This window comes from Microbacterium sp. Bi128 (assembly GCF_918698205.1).
This window is the reverse complement of record NZ_CAKKMM010000849.1, coordinates 1-2,209: the sequence shown is the minus strand read 5'-3', so window position 1 is coordinate 2,209 and position 2,209 is coordinate 1. Positions and strand designations below refer to the sequence as shown.

4 protein-coding genes are annotated in these 2,209 nt (G+C 72.1%); 1 reads left to right on the top strand and 3 read right to left on the bottom strand.

The window, feature by feature from the left end; translation table 11 throughout:
- From LQV45_RS27120 to LQV45_RS27110, 3 genes are all read right to left on the bottom strand, one after another.
- A partial coding sequence (locus LQV45_RS27120; protein ID WP_230009872.1) for a pirin family protein occupies positions 1 to 928 on the bottom strand: 928 nt, incomplete at its 3' end.
- Entirely contained in the window at positions 925 to 1,263 is a 339-nt protein-coding gene (locus LQV45_RS27115) for a GNAT family N-acetyltransferase (protein WP_230009870.1), read from the bottom strand. The genes LQV45_RS27120 and LQV45_RS27115, both read right to left, overlap by 4 nt.
- A gap of 158 nt (positions 1,264 to 1,421) precedes the next feature.
- The gene (locus tag LQV45_RS27110) at positions 1,422 to 1,937 is read right to left on the bottom strand and encodes a CGNR zinc finger domain-containing protein (protein WP_230009868.1); all 516 of its coding nucleotides are present in this window, start codon (positions 1,935 to 1,937) and stop codon (positions 1,422 to 1,424) included.
- A 25-nt stretch (positions 1,938 to 1,962) separates the two neighbouring features.
- On the opposite strand from LQV45_RS27110, the gene LQV45_RS27105 reads away from it, so the two are divergent.
- A complete protein-coding gene (locus tag LQV45_RS27105; protein ID WP_230009865.1) occupies positions 1,963 to 2,151 on the top strand; it encodes a hypothetical protein in 189 nt (62 codons plus the stop codon).
- Positions 2,152 to 2,209 lie beyond the last annotated feature (58 nt).

The following is a 2,209-nucleotide window of genomic DNA, read 5'->3' as shown; positions in this document are numbered from 1 at the left end:
GGGCCTGGGCCTCCCACGCCTCGCGCGCCTCGACGATCTCGTCGTGCGAGCGGCCCACGAAGTTCCACCACATCACGATGTCCGCTTCGAACGGCTCCCCGCCGAGCAGAAACACGCGCGCCCCCTCCGCCGAGCTGATCTCCACGTGATCGCGCCCGGTCCCGAGGTACAGCAGTCGGGAGCCATCGACGGATGCCGTGCCTCCCATGCTCGGCAGAGGCGAGGTGCGTCGCGCGGCGTCGGCGTCGACGGCATCCACCCCCGTCTCGACCTCGGCGGAGCCGATCATGCCGTAGAGGGCATATTCCCAGTCGCGGCGCAGAGGGATGCGGACGGTGACCCCGGGCGGAAGGCGCACCTCGGCGCCCACGATCGGGGTGTGCACGGTCGCCGGTGAATCCACCGCGCCGAGCGAGCCCATGACGATGACGGCGTCCGCACCGTCGCCGAGGTCGAGCACGGGCAGGTTCTCGTGCCGCTCGAACGCCGGCGCGCCGTGGCGGCGGTCTTCCGGCAGAGCGACCCAGAGCTGGAGCGCATCGAGCGGGATCGGGCCGTCGCCGACCGAGTACTCCGAGTGCGCGATGCCTTCGCCACTCGTCATGAGGTTGAGGGCCCCGGGCCGGACCACGACGTCGCTGCCCACGGCATCCCGATGGCGCACCTCACCGACGATCGGCCAGGTCACCGTCTGGAGCCCGATGTGCGGGTGCGGCTCGACGCGCATGAGCGTCTCTTGCGGGCCGAAACGGTCGAGGAAGCACCACGCCCCCACCATCGGCAGCGCACGGTGGGGGAGGGTGCGGTGCACCTCCATGCCTCGGACGCCGCCGAGGGGCACCTCGCGAGCCTCGACCACGAGAGCGCGCGGCCCGTCGCACTCGACGGGACCCTCGGATGCCGGCGGGGCGACGTCCAACCGGGTCATGCCGGTTCGCTCGGATCGGCCGAGTCGGCCGCGTCGTCGCGGTTCGGCCAGTCGATGACGAGGCCGGGGACGTCGTGGTCCTGCAGGTAGTGCGCGACGAAGGGGCACGAGGGGATGACGGCGTCGCCGCGGCGGGCGAGGTCGGACAGCGCCTCGCTCGCGAGGGTCGAGCCCAGACCCTTGCCCTTGAACGCCGGGTCCACCTCGGTGTGGGGAAGGACGACCCGGCCCTCCCCGGCGGGGCGGAACTCCAGGAATCCGCCGAGCTCACCGTCGATGTGCACTTCGTAGCGGCGGTCGTCGTCGTTGCGGGTCACGGTTACTGCGTCGGTCATGTCGCCTCCGGTTTCGGTCGATCGGTTCAACGTTCGCAGGGACCGCCGTGTTCCGCCATCCCCGGTGCGGCGCGGCACGCTGTGCCAGCGCCGTTGGGCGCTGGGCGCTGGGCTGTTGGCTGTTGGCCGGTGGGCGTTGGTGGTTCGGGGTTCGTGGTTCAGCCGCGTGCGCGGTGCCGGCGCACGGCGGCGCGGTTCGCGCAGCGCACCGAGCAGTAGCGCTGGCGGCCGTTGCGGGTGACGTCGACGACGACGCGGTCGCAGGGGGCGGCGGCGCACCGGCCGAGGCGGTGCGTGCCGCGGGTGACGAGGTGCAGCGCGGTGCCCACCGAGATCACCGCCGCCAGCACTCGGGGGAGTGCGTCATCGGTGTCGCGGTAGTGGAGGTGCCAGCCCTCGCCGTCGTGGTCGGTGAGCCGCGGATACGCCGCCGCCCCGGCCATCTCGAGGTTCAGCAGCGCCGCGCGCGCCGCGGGGTCGGGCTCATCGACGACCCGCAGCCACCGGTCGATCACGTCGCGCGTGCGCGCGTGGTCGTCGGATGCCACCGGGAACGCCATCGTCATACCGAGCTCGCGCGTGCGCTCCTCGATGCCCGTGCGGTCCGCGGGCCAGTCGTTCGCGAGCGACGCCGCCAGCAGCACGGCGTACTCCCCGTAAGGGTTGAGATGCATAACGGCATTACAGCACGCTGGCCTCATGACCGCCGCCGACACCCTCGCCCCGTCCGTCGCCCCCGTCCACGAACACGCGTGGATCACCGATTCGGTGCACGCGACGAGCGAAGGGCGGGTGCGGTACGTCCGCTGCGTCGGCTGCACCGCGCGACGTGTCGAGCTCGAGGCATCCGACCTCCCGCCGACGCCGCTGACCAGCGCGTTGCACTGATCCTCCACACCCCCGATTCCTGACGATTCCTACCCCGAACAGAGCGCTCGCCGGATGC

Bases quoted from the DNA above. Each gene is read 5' to 3' on its own strand.
- LQV45_RS27105 (WP_230009865.1), top strand. From the start codon at position 1,963: ATGACCGCCGCCGACACCCTCGCCCCGTCCGTCGCCCCCGTCCACGAA.
- LQV45_RS27110 (WP_230009868.1), bottom strand. From the start codon at position 1,937: ATGCATCTCAACCCTTACGGGGAGTACGCCGTGCTGCTGGCGGCGTCG.
- LQV45_RS27115 (WP_230009870.1), bottom strand. From the start codon at position 1,263: ATGACCGACGCAGTAACCGTGACCCGCAACGACGACGACCGCCGCTAC.